Below are 309 nucleotides of genomic sequence, written 5' to 3'. Positions count from 1 at the left end.
ACCGGCGGGCCCGGCTCGGGCTGCGCCTCGGACGGCTCTTGGCGGGCGACGGGCTTGGACGGTGACGGCTTGGTGAGCACCGCGGCGACGCGGCCGTCCCGCTGGAGAGCCGCGGCCTCCTCGTCGGACACCTCGACCTCCTCGCCGGGGGCGCGGCCGCCGTGCCAGAACGCCAGTCGGATCTTGGGCATCAGGTACTCCTCAGGGAATCCAGGGCCCGGCCGAGCGGCCGCGCCTTCGGCGAGTAGCCGCCCTGCGGCCGCTCTCGTGATGTGGCCGGGCGGCCCGCCCCGAACTCGACCTGGAGCG

1 protein-coding gene is annotated in these 309 nt (G+C 76.1%); it reads right to left on the bottom strand.

Features of this window, described 5'->3' with window-relative positions; translation table 11 throughout:
- On the bottom strand, positions 1-191 hold a 191-nt coding region (locus ADL15_RS21640), incomplete at its 3' end, for a hypothetical protein (protein WP_157441512.1).
- Positions 192-309 lie beyond the last annotated feature (118 nt).

Source organism: Actinoplanes awajinensis subsp. mycoplanecinus (assembly GCF_001509495.1).
Classification (GTDB): Bacteria; Actinomycetota; Actinomycetes; order Mycobacteriales; family Micromonosporaceae; genus Actinoplanes; species Actinoplanes palleronii.
This window is presented reverse-complemented; position numbering and strand designations above follow the sequence as displayed.